Origin of the sequence: Altererythrobacter rubellus (assembly GCF_030284385.1) — a bacterium.
GTDB lineage: Bacteria > Pseudomonadota > Alphaproteobacteria > Sphingomonadales > Sphingomonadaceae > Erythrobacter > Erythrobacter rubellus.
The window spans coordinates 662,105-677,957 of sequence record NZ_CP127221.1; the positions used below are offsets into that span (position 1 = coordinate 662,105).

Here is a 15,853-nt window from a genome sequence, read left to right on the forward strand (position 1 = left end):
ACTGGTTTGAGAAGGGCCGGAGCTTTCCGGCCCTTTTTCTTGCCCGCTGACAGGTCAGGCTGCGTCGATTGCGGCTTCGATCTTATCGATCGGCAGACCAGTCAATGTCTTGTCGATTTCGCCGGCAAGTTTGCTGCGAAGCTCTGTATGATAATGCTGGCGCATTTCACCAAGGGTCTTTGGGTCAGCAATTACCAGCACCTCTTCAATCTGCCCGCCGATGGCTTTCTGATTGAGCCATTCGGCAGCCGCGGCACCGTGAGCCAGTTCATCAAGCTGCGTTCGCCCTAACATCTACCCCAGTTGATCCTGATGCCGCACACCCGCGCTGAAATTGGTCGCCTTCAAATCGGGCGTTTCGACCAACGAAAAACCCCGCGGGACGAAAGTCCCACGGGGCTCTTCTTTTTCAGCTTTTGAAGCGTGTGGGTTGGCTTAGAAGCCGCCCATTCCGCCCATTCCGCCCATGCCGCCCATGCCGCCCATATCGGGCATGCCGCCGCCAGCCTTGTCTTCCGGAGCGTCAGTGATCGCCGCTTCGGTGGTGATCAACAGGCCAGCAACCGATGCCGCGTCCTGCAGCGCTGTGCGGACAACCTTGGTAGGGTCAATCACGCCAGCTTCCACCAGGTTTTCATAGGTGTCTGTCGCTGCGTTAAAGCCCTGCTTTTCGTCATCTTCGCGCAGCAGATTGCCAGAGATCACTGCGCCATCATGGCCAGCATTCTGAGCGATCTGGCGAACCGGAGCGAGGATAGCCTTGCGCACAATGTCTATACCGCGGGTCTGGTCATCATTCGCGCCCTTCAGCCCAGCAAGAGCCTTGGTTGCGTAAAGCAGAGCTGTACCGCCGCCAGGGACGATGCCTTCTTCAACCGCAGCACGGGTAGCGTGCAGCGCGTCATCAACGCGGTCCTTACGCTCCTTAACTTCGACTTCCGAAGCGCCGCCAACCTTGATCACAGCTACGCCGCCAGCAAGCTTTGCAAGACGCTCTTGCAGCTTCTCTTTGTCGTAATCGCTTGTGGTGGTTTCGATCTGCGCACGGATTTGTTCGACGCGAGACTTGATGTCAGCTTCGCTGCCGGCACCGTCAACAATCGTGGTGTTGTCCTTGTCGATAGTGACGCGCTTGGCTTCACCCAGCATGCCGAGCGTGACGTTCTCGAGCTTGATGCCGAGGTCTTCGCTGACCATTTCGCCCTTGGTGAGGATCGAAATGTCCTGCAGCATCGCCTTGCGGCGATCACCGAAGCCCGGTGCCTTGACCGCAGCCACTTTCAGGCCACCGCGCAGCTTGTTGACAACGAGTGTCGCCAGCGCTTCGCCCTCGATGTCTTCTGCGATAATAAGCAGCGGACGGCCAGACTGGACAGCCGCTTCGAGGATCGGAAGCATCGCCTGCAAGTTCGAAAGCTTCTTCTCGTGGATCAGGATGTATGGGTTGTCGAGTTCAACCGTCATTTTGTCCGGGTTAGTGATGAAGTACGGGCTGAGGTAGCCGCGGTCGAACTGCATGCCTTCAACAACATCGAGTTCAAACTCGAGGCCCTTGGCTTCTTCAACGGTGATAACGCCTTCTTTGCCGACCTTTTCCATCGCTTCAGCGATTTTCTCGCCAACTTCACGGTCGCCATTGGCAGAGATAATGCCGACTTGAGCGATTTCAGATGAGCCAGCGACATCCTTTGAACGGCCGACGAGGTCTGCGACCACTTTCTCGACTGCGAGGTCGATGCCGCGCTTCAGATCCATCGGGTTCATACCCGCGGCGACGGCTGTCATGCCTTCGCGAATGATTGCCTGGCCCAGAACCGTTGCAGTCGTTGTGCCGTCACCAGCAAGATCGTTCGTCTTCGACGCAACTTCCTTGAGCATCTGAGCGCCCATGTTCTCGAACTTGTCTTTGAGTTCGATTTCCTTGGCGACAGTCACACCGTCCTTTGTGATGCGCGGTGCACCAAAGCTCTTGTCGATCACGACGTTGCGACCTTTCGGGCCAAGCGTGACTTTCACAGCGTTTGCGAGCGTATCTACGCCCTTGAGGATGCCTTCGCGGGCATCACGGCCGAACTTTACGTCCTTAGCAGCCATAGTTGTTTCTCCTGGTATTCAAATGAAAGAGGGAAAAGCGTGTGGGTGTCCGGCTGATCAGCCGATGATCCCCATAATGTCGCTTTCCTTCATGATCAGCAGGTCTTCACCGTCGAGTTTGACTTCGGTGCCGGACCATTTGCCGAACAGGATGCGGTCGCCAGCTTTGACGTCCAGTGCAACACGGTTACCTGAATCGTCACGGGTGCCTTCGCCAACGGAGACGATTTCGCCTTCGCTTGGCTTTTCCTGAGCGCTGTCTGGGATAATGATGCCGCCAGCGGTTTTCTGGTCGGCTTCGATGCGACGGACCAATACACGGTCGTGCAGCGGACGAAATGCCATGGTAATGACCTTTCTTGCTTGGGTTGATAATCACGAATTGGCACTCTCCTTGTGAGAGTGCCAGCGAGGGGGTAAATGGGTGCGCCAGCTGCATGAGTCAACAGCTTGCCCAACAAATTTTTTCAGAATTTTCGGTCGTTCAGGCCGATCGAAGCGTCAGCCTGATCCGTTCGCGCAACATCCAGCGCCAGGTAAGCAGGACCGCTGCGAACGCTAGGCCCGTTGCCAGCCCGATCCATAGGCCAACACCGGCAAGATTTGTGAAGGAACCAAGCACGAAGGCAAGGCCAAATCCAGGCACCCAATAGCTGAATATTGCAATCCACATCGGCACGCGAGTGTCCTGCAGGCCTCGCAATGCTCCAGCAGCAACCGCTTGCAGGCCATCGACCAATTGGAAGGCTGCCGCGAGCACCAAATACTGCAGCGCAAACCCGACCAGCGCTGCATTCTTGGGGTCATCTATGTCGACATAGATGCGCAGCAGCGGCTCGGGAATGAAAACCATTGCCAAAGCGGTGAACGCCATAAAGCCGGTTCCGATTGTCAACGCGACCCAGCCAGCCAGCTTGATCCCGTCCTTGTCTCTTGCGCCATAGGCATATCCCACCCGAATGGTTGCGGCCTGTCCCACGCCGAACGGAACCTGGAATGCCAGTGCGGCGATATTGAGCGCGACGATATGACCGGCCAGCTCGGCCGCACCAATTCGGCCCATCAAGAATGCGGCGGCACTGAAAACGCCTGCTTCCGCCGCAACGGTCAACGCAATCGGTGTGCCGATGCGCACGATCCGCCAGAAACGTTTCCAGTCGGGGCGCCAGAAGCGGTGGAAGATGCGATAGCGCGCCAGCTTAGGGAAGATGAGGATCACCAAGATGTACGCACCCAGGGTAATCAAGGTCGTGATGATCGTAGCGACCGCCGCACCGGTCAGCCCCATCTCTGGTGCACCGAGGTTGCCGAAAATGAAGGCGTAGTTGGCTATGGCGTTCACAGGAATACCAAGCGCAGTGATCGCCGTTGCAAACACAGGCCAGCCGAGCGCCGATACATAGTTGCGCAAGACTGACGCGAGCAGCATCGGCATAAGCGAGAATACGACCAAGGAGTTGTACTCAAGCGCGAGCGCGATGATACTTGGGTCTTGGCCGGTTACGCGCATGACGGGGCCAAGCAGCGACGCAAGGCCCATGCCTAATATCCCTGTGACGAGCGCTACCCAAAGGGCCATGCGAGTGGCGCGGCGTACTGGTCTTAGCGAACGGCCTTTCGCGCCAATAGCTTCGGCAATCAGTGGTGCAACCGCACCCGAAAGCGACGCCAAGGACCATACGATCAGCCCGAATAAGCCCGCAACAAGGCCAGATGCCGCAAGCGGTGCTTCACCTAGCCGCGCGATAAAAATGACATCCACCATGTAGATGCCCATTTGCATAAGATTGGCGAGCACCAGCGGCCATGCGAGCTTGAACATCTCGCCGGTTTCCTTGCGCCATGAGGGCGTATCAAGATGCTCTGTCTCACGCATGAAGCCGGATCGGATATATGCGTGGGCGCGTCTGTCAAAGCTTGTTGTAGCAGCCGGCGAAACTTAGCGCGCGTGCTGCGGCATAGCGGTTACACCGCCATCAAAGATCAGGAAGTCCGCAGGCAGATCGAAATCGAACTAGCGGAAGATCATTTGGTTCGATGGCGCTTTCAATTTGCCTAGAATGCGAAGGCGCACTAGCCTGCCGCTCACAAGGGTCGCGCTCTGAGAGGAATCCGTTTGATGACGAGCATGCCGACACGTTCACGCATCTATTAAAATCATTATCTGGATTCGACGCGGTGGAATTGGTTCACTCCGCGTGATGACGATATCGTGGTCGCAACGTCGCATAAGGCCGGAACGACCTTGATGCAGACAATTGTCGGCAACCTCCTTTTTCCGGACGGTGATTTGCCCGGGCCCGCTTCGTTCATCTCCCCTTGGCTTGATTTCCGGCCTATTCCTCTGGAAATGGTGTTCGGTCAACTCGAAGCGCAAGTACACCGCCGCTATATCAAGACACACACTCCGCTAGACGGGCTTCCGTATTTCCCCGAAGCGAAGTACCTGTGCGTGAGCCGCGATCCCCGCGATGTATTCATGTCCCTGCTCAACCATTGGGGAAGCCATACTTAAGAGTTCTCTGCCGCTGCAAACGGTCTGCCGGGCCGCGTCGGAGACGAGTTTCCCAGGTTCACCGGTCAGACGAAGCAGATCTGGCGGGATTGGATCACGCAAAGCTGGTTTGATTGGGAAATTGGCGGTTACCCCTATTGGTCGCATCTCAGTTATGCGCAAACCTTCTGGAATTTCTGGTACTTGCCCAACATCAAGCTCGTCCATTTCAACGATCTTCTAAGCGATCTGGACGGCCAGATGCGGGATATCGCCGATTTCCTTAATATCGAGGTGCCCGATGAATTGTGGGCGGATGTCGTGAAGCGCTGCACATTTGCTGAGGTCAAGAAAGACCCGTCGAAAGTGGTCCGAGAGAACATCTCCTTTGCTTTTAAGGGCGGGGCAGACACGTTCATTCACAAAGGCACCAACGGGCGCTGGCAATGCGCAAGCTTCCTGCAGATTATGCGCAGTGGCTGGAAAACGGCGGCCCTGTAAGAATGCAGGGATAGTCGCACTAAACCGAGTGTCGTCATCTGGGTCGCTAAGAGACACCAAGAAAAAGGGCGGCACCTTGCGGTACCGCCCCTCCATCTGCGGGCGCTTCAAGACACCCACAAAACTTAAGATCAAGATTGCTTGAGCGAGCCCAAGCAGTCCTGCAAACTCAATTACTTGAGTTCGACAGTACCGCCAGCTGCTTCGATCTTGCCTTTGATTTCTTCGGCTTCAGCCTTGTTGACGCCTTCTTTGAGAGGCTTAGGAGCGCCCTCAACGAGACCCTTGGCTTCGGTGAGGCCCAAGCCGGTGATGGCGCGGACTTCTTTGATGACCTGGATCTTCTTGCCACCGTCGCCGGTGAGAATGACGTCGAATTCGTCTTTTTCTTCAGCAGCAGCGCCGGCATCGCCGCCGCCAGCAGGTGCAGCAACAGCGACAGCAGCAGCGGCGCTAACGCCCCATGCTTCTTCAAGTGCAGTTGCGAGTTCGGCTGCCTCAAGGACAGTCAGCTTCGAAAGTTCTTCAACAAGCTTGGCAATATCAGCCATGATGTCTTACTCCAATTGTGCGGGGCGGCCTATCCAGGTCACACCCCCAAAACGTGGTTCAAAATCGCGTTTGCGAAAGCGTCTCTTAAGCAGCGTCCTTGGCGCCGTAGGCACCGAAGACACGAGCAAGCTTGGCAGCCGGTGCGTTAACGACCTGAGCAACCTTGGTTGCAGGTGCGTTGACGAGGCCAACAAGTTTGCCGCGCAGTTCGTCGAGGCTTGGCATCGAGGCGAGCGCCCTGACACCTGCTTCGTCGAGAACCTGCGTGCCCATCGATCCACCAACGATTTCCAGCTTGTCGTTCGACTTTGCGAAATCGACAGCAGCCTTGGCGGCTGCGACCGGATCAGTTGACCAGGCCAGTGCAGTCGGTCCGGTGAGAAACTCATCGAGACCGGCGTAATCGGTGTCTTTCAGGGCGAGCTTGGCGAGACGGTTCTTCGCAACCTTAAAGGACGCACCAGCTTCACGCATCTTCCCGCGCAGTTCAGTGGACTGATCCACCGACAGGCCAAGATTGCGGGTGACAACCACCACGCCAACCTCGTTGAAGACCGAGTTAAGCTGAGCGACCGCGTCGGCTTTTTGCGAACGATCCATGCCATACTCCTTCACTATGATCGCCATTGCACGAATGCTCCGGCGACCGGCTCAAATTAGCCCCGAGGCTTATGCCCCGAAGCGAGTCCGTTGATGGGGAAGGAGTGCCTGCGAAACAGGCGAAAGCAATGCACATTGCATCGCGAGAAATCTCGTTTCCCCGTCTAGGCTGGAAATTAAGAAGGCCCGATTGCCTTCACCAACTGTCTCGGACGGATGACCGCTCGAAAGCAGTCGGATCGCTCAATTAGCGGGATTGGGTTCAGAGTCAAGCCAAATGCCCCCATCGGGCTGGATTGGCGGGTCAACGAATGGCATCTCGTACTTGCGTCATTTGTCGTTTAGCACCTGCCTATGCCGCATCATCAAACCGCGCCTGTCCATCAAGCCGGTTCCTACCGGGCCTGGGACATGTCTGGCCCGGATCAGATTGCCGACCTTGCCTGGTATTGCCGGGTTGAGCATGGCCAGCCTGAAGTGCACCGGTTACTGCCCTTTTGTGAGCCATCGCTGGTCATTCGCCGCCGGTTTGATCGCGAGGGACGTGCGCTGGATTGCCGCTTGCTGATCAGCCCGGCAATCCCAGATGGCGGTCGAATCAAAGCTAAGACTGGTGGTAAATTGACCCGAAATCAGGGTTCCGGATGCGCCTGATAATTACCGCCGCAATATAGCCATTTGACAGGCGTGCACTCCATTCCTATGTAGCCATTTGACATCAGCTTCGAGCAACTCCGATTCATGCGCGGGATTCGGTTTTAAGGATGGAAGCGATGGGTTCCATATTCGCGACGAACGATTGTGCTGCAGCAGCGCGCCGGAGAAGGCGTGCCTTTCGCTGCGGCCTTTTCTTGTGTCGTGACCCGGAGTCAAATTTCGCGTGACCGTTTGAGTTCACGAATAGTTAGCCAGCACCTGGCTGATGCATAAATCAAGAGGCACACCTCTCCATGGCGACTAAGGCAAAGGCCCCAAAGGCGTCGGGTACAGCAAAGAAGCGTATCCGTAAGATTTTCGGCGACATCCATGAAGTAGTCGATATGCCGAACCTGATCGAGGTTCAGCGCGAAAGCTACGAACAGTTCCTTCGTTCGAACAAGGAAATCGACTATGTTTCCGGTCTGGAAAAGACGCTGCGCAGCGTTTTCCCGATCCGTGATTTTGCCGGCACGGCCGAGCTTGATTTCGTTCACTACGTGTTGGAAGAGCCAAAGCACGACACCACAGAGTGCAAGCAGCGCGGAATTACCTATGCTGCGCCCATGAAGGTGACGCTGCGCCTGATCGTGTTCGAAGTCGACCAGGAAACCGAAACCCGCTCCGTCCTCGATATCAAGGAACAGGATGTTTACATGGGCGATATGCCGCTCATGACCGGGAACGGCACATTCATCATCAATGGCACAGAACGTGTTATCGTGTCGCAGATGCACCGTTCGCCAGGTGTGCTGTTTGACCATGACCGCGGCAAAACTCACAGCTCGGGCAAGCTTCTGTTTGCAGCGCGCGTTATTCCATATCGCGGCAGCTGGCTAGATTTTGAATTCGACGCCAAGGACATCGTGAACGTCCGCATCGACCGCAAGCGCAAGCTGCCTGTAACGGCGCTGCTCTACGCGCTTGGCATGGATAGCGAAGAAATCCTCGACCACTTCTATGACAAGGTCGCGTGGAAGCGTGCCTCTGGCAAGAAGGGCGAAGGCTGGACTATCCCGTTCGTGGCGGAGCAATGGCGCGGTCAAAAGCCCGCGTTTGCTCTGGTCGACGCCAAGACCGGCGAAGAAATCTTCCCGGCCGGCCATAAGATCAGCCCGCGCGCAGCGAACAAGGCGGAAAAAGACGGCTTGAAAGAGCTGCTGCTTCCAACCGAAGAGATCGTAAGCCGTTATGCATCGGTCGACATGATCGATGAGAAGACCGGCCGCATCTATGTCGAAGCGGGTGATGAACTCACGCTGGAGCATGTCGAAGCGCTCGATAACGCTGGCATCGACCAGATCAATCTGTTGGACATTGACGAGATCAATACCGGTCCGTGGATCCGCAACACGCTGAAAGTCGACAAGGCTGAAAACCGTGAAGAAGGCCTTGAGGCCATCTACAAGGTTATGCGTCCGGGCGAACCGCCTACACTCGAAACCGCTGAAGCCCTGTTCGAAGGCCTGTTCTTCGACAGCGAGCGCTACGACCTTTCTGCGGTTGGCCGTGTAAAGCTCAACATGCGTTTGGATCTCGATGCAGAAGACACAGTCACCACGCTGCGCAAGGAAGACATTCTTGCTGTGGTTAAGGAGCTGGTCGGCCTGAAAGACGGCAAGGGCGATATCGATGACATCGATAACCTTGGCAACCGCCGTGTTCGCTCTGTGGGTGAGCTGCTTGAAAACCAGTACCGCGTCGGCCTGTTGCGCATGGAGCGCGCGGTCAAGGAACGCATGAGCAGCGTCGATGTGTCGACAGTGATGCCGAATGATCTGATCAACGCGAAGCCGGCTGTGGCCGCTGTGCGTGAATTCTTCGGGTCTTCGCAGCTCTCGCAGTTCATGGACCAGACCAACCCGCTGTCCGAAGTCACCCACAAGCGCCGCGTATCGGCGCTTGGCCCGGGCGGTCTGACACGCGAACGCGCAGGATTTGAAGTCCGCGACGTTCACCCGACCCACTATGGTCGTATCTGCCCGATTGAAACGCCTGAAGGCCCGAACATCGGTCTGATCAACTCGCTGGCATCATTCAGCCGCGTGAACAAATACGGCTTTATCGAAACGCCATACCGGACTGTTGCTGATGGCAAGGTCACCAGCGAAGTGATCTATCTGTCCGCGATGGAAGAGCAGCGTCACACTGTTGCGCAGGCTTCGGCCGAGCTCAACGAAGACGGCAGCTTTGCGGAAGAATTCGTCTCTGCACGTCAGAATGGCGATTACTTCATGGCGCCGCGTGAGCAGATCACGTTGATGGACGTTTCGCCCAAGCAGCTCGTTTCGGTTGCAGCCTCGCTGATCCCGTTCCTAGAGAACGATGACGCGAACCGCGCCTTGATGGGATCAAACATGCAACGTCAGGCTGTGCCGCTGGTCAAGGCGGAAGCGCCTTGGGTTGGCACCGGCATGGAAGAGACCGTGGCGCGCGATTCGGGCGCTGCGATCACTGCCAGCCGCGGCGGTGTCGTTGACCAGGTTGATGCGACCCGTATCGTGATCCGCGCGATCGGCGATGTAGAGCCAGGCCAGTCAGGCGTGGACATCTATTCGCTTCAGAAGTTCCAGCGTTCGAACCAGAACACCTGCATCAACCAGCGTCCGCTGGTGAAGGTGGGCGACGTGATCGAGCAAGGTGACATCATCGCTGACGGTCCGTCGACCGATCTGGGCGAACTGGCACTGGGCAAGAACAGCCTGGTCGCCTTCATGCCGTGGAACGGATACAACTACGAAGACTCGATCCTGATCAGCGAGCGCATCGTGAAAGACGATGTGTTCACTTCGATCCATATCGATGAATTCGAAGTGATGGCACGTGACACCAAACTTGGTCCGGAAGACATCACACGCGATATTCCGAACGTCGGTGAAGAAGCTCTCCGTAATCTGGACGAAGCAGGTATCGTATATATCGGTGCGCAAGTGCATCCGGGCGATATTCTGGTCGGCAAGATTACTCCGAAGGGCGAAAGCCCGATGACGCCGGAAGAAAAGCTTCTGCGCGCTATCTTCGGAGAGAAAGCTTCGGATGTTCGCGATACGTCGCTGCGTCTGCCGCCGGGTGTTGCGGGCACGATCGTTGAAGTGCGTGTGTTCAACCGTCACGGTATCGAGATCGATGACCGTACACGGGCGATCCAGCATGAAGAGATCGAGCGCCTGCGCAAGGACAGTCAGGACGAGCGCGCGATCCTGAACCGTGCAACCTACAACCGCCTGAAGGACATGCTGATCGGTCAAACCGCTTCTGCAGCACCGAAGGCTGTGAAGAAGGGCGAGAAGATCACCGAAGAGATGCTGGAAGGTGTTGAACGTTTCGAGTGGTTCAAGTTCGCTGTTGCGAATGACAAGCGCCAGACGCAAATCGAAGCGGTGAAGAGCCAGTACGACGAAGCCGTCGCTGTGATCGATGCCAAATTCGAAGACCGTAAGGAAAAGCTGGAGCGCGGTGACGAGCTGGCACCAGGTGTTCTCAAGATGGTCAAGGTCTTCGTGGCTGTGAAGCGCAAGCTGCAGCCGGGCGACAAGATGGCCGGGCGTCATGGTAACAAGGGTGTGATTTCGCGCATTCTGCCGATCGAAGACATGCCGTTCCTTGAGGATGGTACTCCGGTCGACATCGTGCTTAACCCGCTGGGCGTGCCTTCGCGTATGAACGTAGGTCAGATCTTTGAGACGCACCTTGGCTTCGCAGCGCGCGGGCTGGGCATGCAGATCGCTGAAGATCTTGAACAGTGGAAGCTGGACAACCCGAACGCGGCGGAAGACTATAAGAAAGCCAAGCCGCCTACAGCGGTCATTGACCGTCTGAAGAATGTCTATGGTGAGCAGTATCACGATGAAATCGATGCCCGCAGCACCGAGGAAATCGTCGAGCTTGCCGGCAATCTGACTGCGGGTGTCCCGATGGGCACACCGGTGTTTGACGGCGCGCGTGAAGGCGATGTGACGACCGAGCTTGAGAAAGCCGGCATTCACAGCTCTGGCCAGTCGGTCCTCCATGATGGCCGCACAGGTGACGCATTTGACCGTAAGGTGACAGTGGGCATCATCTACATGCTCAAGCTGCACCACCTGGTTGATGACAAGATCCACGCACGTTCGATCGGTCCGTACTCGCTCGTCACGCAGCAGCCGCTGGGTGGTAAGGCGCAGTTCGGTGGCCAGCGCTTTGGTGAGATGGAAGTCTGGGCACTGCAGGCATATGGCGCTGCTTACACCCTGCAGGAAATGCTCACTGTCAAGTCTGACGACGTGGTTGGCCGTTCGAAGGTTTACGAGGCGATCGTCAAGGGTGACGATACCTTCGAAGCGGGCATTCCAGAGAGCTTCAACGTTCTCGTGAAGGAAATGCGCAGCCTTGGCCTCAATGTCGAACTGAAGTCGCTGAGCGATGGCGAAGACGAGGACGAATGGCCGGAGGCGGCGGAATAAGGGGACGAGGCTTCTGGCCTCTTCCTTCAACCGCCCCGAAGAATCCACCCGTAAGGGAATGTGAAAAATGAACGAACTGAGCAAATTCACCAATCAGCTGGCAAAGCCGGAAACATTCGACCAGATCCAGATCGGCATCGCTTCGCCAGAGCGTATCCGCAGCTGGTCTTTCGGCGAGATCAAGAAGCCGGAAACCATCAACTACCGTACGTTCAAGCCAGAACGTGACGGCCTGTTCTGTGCGCGTATCTTTGGCCCGGTAAAGGACTACGAATGCCTTTGCGGCAAGTACAAGCGCATGAAGTACAAAGGCGTCGTCTGCGAGAAGTGCGGCGTTGAAGTGACTGTGACCAAGGTGCGTCGTGAGCGCATGGGCCACATCGAACTGGCTGCGCCGGTTGCGCATATCTGGTTCCTGAAGTCGCTGCCTTCGCGCATCGGCCTGCTGCTCGACATGCAGCTCAAGCAGCTCGAGCGTGTGCTCTATTTCGAACATTATGTCGTGATCGAGCCGGGCCTCACGCCGCTGGAGAAATTCCAGCTGCTGACCGAAGACGAACTGCTCGAAGCGCAGGACGAGTATGGCGAAGACGCATTCAGCGCCGGCATCGGTGCGGAAGCGGTCAAGGCCATGCTGATGGATCTTGATCTTGAGCAAGAACGCGATGACCTGTTGGAAGAGCTTGCAACGACCAAGTCTACGCTGAAGCCGAAGAAGATCATCAAGCGGCTGAAGGTTGTCGAAAGCTTCATCGATTCGGGCAACCGCCCGGAATGGATGATCCTTGAAGTGATCCCGGTTATTCCGCCTGAGCTGCGCCCGCTGGTGCCGCTGGATGGTGGCCGTTTCGCGACGTCCGATCTCAACGATCTCTATCGCCGCGTGATCAACCGTAACAACCGACTGAAGCGCCTGATTGAACTGCGTGCGCCGGACATCATCGTCCGCAACGAGAAGCGCATGCTTCAGGAATCGGTCGACGCATTGTTCGACAATGGTCGCCGTGGCCGCGTAATCACCGGCGCGAACAAGCGCCCGCTGAAGTCGCTGTCCGACATGCTCAAGGGCAAGCAGGGCCGCTTCCGTCAGAACCTGCTCGGTAAGCGCGTCGACTATTCAGGCCGTTCGGTCATCGTGACCGGTCCGGAACTGAAACTGCACCAGTGCGGTCTGCCAAAGAAAATGGCTTTGGAGCTGTTCAAGCCGTTCATCTACGCACGTCTCGATGCGAAGGGTCTGTCGATGACCCTGAAGCAAGCGAAGAAGTGGGTCGAGAAAGAGCGCAAGGAAGTCTGGGACATCCTGGATGAAGTGATCCGTGAGCACCCGGTTCTGCTGAACCGCGCGCCTACGCTTCACCGTTTGGGCATCCAGGCGTTCGAGCCTGTGCTGATCGAAGGTAAGGCGATCCAGCTTCACCCGCTGGTTTGCGCCGCATTTAACGCTGACTTTGACGGTGACCAGATGGCTGTGCACGTTCCGCTGAGCCTGGAAGCTCAGCTGGAAGCGCGCGTCTTGATGATGTCTACCAACAACATCCTGTCGCCAGCCAACGGCAAGCCGATCATCGTGCCTTCGCAGGACATGGTTCTGGGTCTCTACTATCTCTCGATGGAACGTCAGGAGAAGACGCCTGAATTCATCGAAGAGAAGGACGGCACCAAGATCGAGAAGCTGCCACGCTTCTCTGACATGGCTGAAGTGCATCAGGCGCTGGAGGTCAAGTCGGTTACCCTGCACAGCAAGATCATCGCTCGCGTCCCGCAAGCCGATGAAAACGGCAATGTCTCGATGAAGCGCTTTATCACGACGCCGGGCCGCATGCTGATCGGTGAATGTCTGCCGAAGAACCACAAGGTTCCATTCGACATCATCAACCGCCTTCTGACGAAGAAAGATATCGGTGACGTGATCGACGAAGTGTACCGCCACACGGGCCAGAAGGACACCGTGCTGTTCGCTGACGCGATCATGGTGCTGGGCTTCCGTCACGCGTTCAAGGCCGGCATCTCTTTCGGCAAGGATGACATGATCATCCCGCACGAGAAAGATGATCTGGTTGACCAGACCAAGTCCCTGGTTGCTGACTATGAGCAGCAGTATCAGGATGGTCTGATCACTCAGCAAGAGAAGTACAACAAGGTGATCGACGCCTGGAGCCGTTGCGGTGACCAGGTGGCCGATGCGATGATGGCGAAGATTAAAGCGCAGCCAATCGGTGACGATGGCAAGGAAGCGCAGATCAACTCGATCTATATGATGAGCCACTCTGGTGCGCGTGGTTCGCCAGCGCAGATGAAGCAGCTTGCCGGTATGCGCGGCCTTATGGCCAAACCATCTGGCGAGATCATCGAAACGCCGATCATCTCGAACTTCAAGGAAGGTCTGACCGTTCTTGAATACTTCAACTCGACCCACGGCGCGCGTAAGGGCCTGGCTGATACAGCGCTCAAGACGGCGAACTCAGGTTACCTGACCCGCCGTCTGGTGGACGTGTCACAAGACTGCGTTATCGTGGAAGAAGACTGCAAGACCGAGAACGCGCTGGAAATGCGCGCGATCGTTCAGGGCGGTTCGGTTATCGCATCACTGGGTGAACGTATCCTGGGCCGTACGCTGGCCGAAGACGCGGTCAATGCCGCAACTGGCGAAGTGATCGCCAAGGCCGGCACGCTGCTCGACGAACCGATGGTGAAAGCGATCGAGGATGCGGAAGTTCAGTCGGCCAAGATCCGTTCACCGCTGGTTTGTGAAGCAGCGCAGGGCGTTTGCGGCACATGCTACGGCCGTGACCTGGCTCGCGGTACACCAGTGAACATCGGTGAAGCTGTCGGCGTTATCGCGGCACAGTCAATCGGTGAGCCTGGTACGCAGCTGACCATGCGAACGTTCCACATCGGTGGTGCGGCGCAGCTCAACGAAACCAGCCACCTTGAGGCTATCTCTGACGGTAAGGTCGAATATCGCGACATGCCGACGATCACGGATTCGAAGGGCCGTATCCTTTCGCTCGCCCGCAATGGTGAGATTGCCGTGATCGATAAGGAAGGCCGTGAGCGTGAAATTCACAAGGTACCTTATGGTACGGTTCTGATGAACAAGGATGGCGCGCAGGTGAAGGAAGGTGATCGTCTGGCGGAATGGGATCCGTTCACGCTGCCGATCATCACCGAGCAATCCGGTGTCGTGAAGTATCAGGATCTTGTCGAAGGCACGACTTTGGAAGAACGCACCGACGATGCCACCGGTATCGCTCAGCGTGTTGTAACAGAGAACCGTGCAACCGGCCGCAAGAAGAAGGAAGATCTGCGTCCGCGTATGACACTTCTGGGCGAAGGTCAGACCGAAGAAGGCGAAACCGAAGCGCAGCGTTATATGCTGGCTCCGGGTACAACCCTTTCGGTGCAGGACGGTCAGACGGTTCAAGCCGGTGACATTCTGGCACGTGCATCGCGCGAAGCCGCGAAGACGCGTGACATCACCGGTGGTCTGCCACGTGTTGCCGAACTGTTCGAGGCGCGCTTGCCAAAGGACATGTCGGTTATCGCCAAGATTTCGGGCAAGATCGAATTCGTCCGTGAATACAAAGCGAAGCGCAAGATTGCGATCGTTCCCGAGGAGGGGGATCGCGTCGAGTACCTGATCCCGAAGACCAAGGTCATCGACGTTCAGGAAGGCGACTTCGTGAAGAAGGGCGATACGCTGATCTCTGGTTCGCCGAACCCGCATGACATTCTTGAAGTCATGGGCGTCGAAGCGCTGGCTGAATATCTCGTCAACGAAATTCAGGAAGTGTACCGACTTCAGGGCGTGAAGATCAACGACAAGCATATCGAGGTGATCGTTCGCCAGATGCTGCAGAAGGTCGAGATCACCGATGGCGGCGACACCACCTTGCTGCCGGGCGAGCAGGTCGATTACGAGGAAATGCTCCAGTACAACGCCAAGTTGACGAAGAACAAGAAGCCTGCCCAGGGTACGCCAATCTTGCTCGGCATCACCAAGGCGTCGCTACAAACACGCAGCTTCATCTCTGCTGCATCGTTCCAGGAAACCACCCGCGTGCTAACGCAGGCTTCGGTTGAAGGCAAGAAGGACACGCTGATCGGTCTCAAGGAGAACGTGATCGTGGGCCGCCTGATCCCGGCTGGTACGGGCGCTGGTATGAACCGCATGCGTGTAATGGCCTCCAGCCGTGACGCTGCGCTGCGTGCACAGTGGAAGAAGCAGCAGGAAACGCTGGCAGCGGCCAATGCGCCTGAACCAGAGCCGGTGGCTGATGCCATTCCGTCAGAAGACGCGATGAAGGCAGCTATGGGTGGCGGCGAAACTGCTGCTGAATAACTCTCGCTAGCTTTGCTGGCTTAACAGATAAAAGCCCCGCTGGAAGTACGCTTTCAGCGGGGTTTTCTTTGCCTCACCACCTCTATAAATGCTATTGCGAACCATTTGCAAATAAACTAGCCATGTCTC

At 56.7% G+C, this 15,853-nt stretch carries 9 protein-coding genes and 1 pseudogene; 4 read left to right on the top strand and 6 right to left on the bottom strand.

The genetic code is table 11. The annotated features are described in order from the left end of the window. Positions 1 to 54 precede the first annotated feature (54 nt). The 4 genes from QQX03_RS03285 to QQX03_RS03300 form a co-directional block, all read right to left on the bottom strand. Positions 55 to 294 carry a baeRF12 domain-containing protein gene (locus tag QQX03_RS03285; RefSeq protein ID WP_285976454.1) on the bottom strand — a complete coding sequence of 80 codons (240 nt, stop codon included), beginning with the start codon at positions 292 to 294 and terminating at the stop codon, positions 55 to 57. A 141-nt stretch (positions 295 to 435) separates the two neighbouring features. Next, the gene (gene groL, locus QQX03_RS03290; RefSeq protein ID WP_285976455.1) at positions 436 to 2,094 is read right to left on the bottom strand and encodes a chaperonin GroEL; all 1,659 of its coding nucleotides are present in this window, start codon (positions 2,092 to 2,094) and stop codon (positions 436 to 438) included. A gap of 57 nt (positions 2,095 to 2,151) precedes the next feature. Next, complete coding sequence (gene groES, locus QQX03_RS03295; RefSeq protein WP_285976456.1) at positions 2,152 to 2,439, bottom strand: co-chaperone GroES; 288 nt, start codon at positions 2,437 to 2,439, stop codon at positions 2,152 to 2,154. A 139-nt stretch (positions 2,440 to 2,578) separates the two neighbouring features. After that, positions 2,579 to 3,970, bottom strand: a complete 1,392-nt coding sequence (locus tag QQX03_RS03300; protein ID WP_285976457.1) for an MATE family efflux transporter — start codon at positions 3,968 to 3,970, stop codon at positions 2,579 to 2,581. Between the two features lie 336 nt (positions 3,971 to 4,306). Here QQX03_RS03300 and QQX03_RS03305 point away from each other — a divergent pair. Further along, positions 4,307 to 5,089 (top strand): annotated as a pseudogene (locus QQX03_RS03305) (sulfotransferase domain-containing protein). Positions 5,090 to 5,262: 173 nt separating this feature from the next. On the opposite strand, the gene rplL reads toward QQX03_RS03305, so the two are convergent. Both rplL and rplJ read right to left on the bottom strand, forming a co-directional pair. Then, positions 5,263 to 5,640 carry a 50S ribosomal protein L7/L12 gene (gene rplL, locus QQX03_RS03310; RefSeq protein WP_067597473.1) on the bottom strand — a complete coding sequence of 126 codons (378 nt, stop codon included), beginning with the start codon at positions 5,638 to 5,640 and terminating at the stop codon, positions 5,263 to 5,265. 85 nt (positions 5,641 to 5,725) lie between these two features. Continuing rightward, positions 5,726 to 6,241, bottom strand: a complete 516-nt coding sequence (gene rplJ, locus QQX03_RS03315; RefSeq protein ID WP_285976458.1) for a 50S ribosomal protein L10 — start codon at positions 6,239 to 6,241, stop codon at positions 5,726 to 5,728. Between the two features lie 354 nt (positions 6,242 to 6,595). Here rplJ and QQX03_RS03320 point away from each other — a divergent pair, with 354 nt between their 5' ends. The 3 genes from QQX03_RS03320 to rpoC all read left to right on the top strand — a co-directional run bounded on the left by QQX03_RS03320 (position 6,596) and on the right by rpoC (position 15,724). Then, on the top strand, positions 6,596 to 6,895 hold the full coding sequence (locus tag QQX03_RS03320) for a hypothetical protein (RefSeq protein WP_285976459.1): 300 nt from the start codon (positions 6,596 to 6,598) through the stop codon (positions 6,893 to 6,895). Between the two features lie 296 nt (positions 6,896 to 7,191). Further along, a complete protein-coding gene (rpoB, locus tag QQX03_RS03325; protein WP_285976460.1) occupies positions 7,192 to 11,379 on the top strand; it encodes a DNA-directed RNA polymerase subunit beta in 4,188 nt (1,395 codons plus the stop codon). 67 nt (positions 11,380 to 11,446) lie between these two features. Then, a complete protein-coding gene (gene rpoC, locus QQX03_RS03330; protein ID WP_285976461.1) occupies positions 11,447 to 15,724 on the top strand; it encodes a DNA-directed RNA polymerase subunit beta' in 4,278 nt (1,425 codons plus the stop codon). Positions 15,725 to 15,853 lie beyond the last annotated feature (129 nt).